The sequence below is a fragment of the Pedobacter sp. BS3 genome, from assembly GCF_008274585.1.
Classification (GTDB): Bacteria; Bacteroidota; Bacteroidia; order Sphingobacteriales; family Sphingobacteriaceae; genus Hufsiella_A.
On record NZ_VTRT01000026.1, the window covers coordinates 1 to 645 of the forward strand.

At 49.5% G+C, this 645-nt stretch carries 2 protein-coding genes; both read left to right on the forward strand.

The window, feature by feature from the left end; genetic code table 11:
* A partial coding sequence (locus tag FW774_RS20975) for a gliding motility-associated C-terminal domain-containing protein (RefSeq protein ID WP_187774973.1) occupies nt 1-162 on the forward strand: 162 nt, incomplete at its 5' end.
* Nucleotides 163-169: 7 nt separating this feature from the next.
* On the forward strand, nt 170-645 hold a 476-nt coding region (locus FW774_RS20275), incomplete at its 3' end, for a PorP/SprF family type IX secretion system membrane protein (RefSeq protein WP_149350358.1).

Sequence of the window (645 nt, forward strand, 5' to 3'; positions counted from 1 at the left end):
TACGCCCGTGACGGCAAACGGCTGTTCTATTCCACCGACCCCAATGTAGGCTGGGATGGCCGGAATCAGAGCGGTCAGGTAGAAGCAGGATCCTACTTCTATATCATCAAAGTACCCGACCTGCTCATGGTAAAAAAAGGAGTGTTAACGGTAATCAAATAATTCAGACATGAAAAGAATATCCATATACCTTATCCTGCTCCTGATAGCCAGTAGCACACAGGCCCAGAACAGGAAACACATCGCAAACTTCTCGCAGTTTCAGCAAAACTTCAATCCAGCCCTAACCGGATACCAGGGTACAGCCATCAAAAGCTATTACCGCGATCAATGGGCCAGCTTCGACAACGCCCCCAAAACCCTGTATCTCTCCGGAGAGCTTAACCTGGCCGATGTAGCCAAAACCACATCCAGGCTACAACACGGCTTTGGGCTATCCCTGCTGCACGACACCTACGGAGCGCTGGCAGAAAACCAGTTAGCACTATCCTACAGCTCCGGCGTACAATTAACAGACAAGCTCCACTTAAGAGCCGGCATCGCCCTGACCTATGATAATTTCAAGATCGATAACGATAAGCTGCTGCTCGATGATAACAGCGATCCCAGCTACATGGCCTTGGTCAATGGCGATAACAATACCAA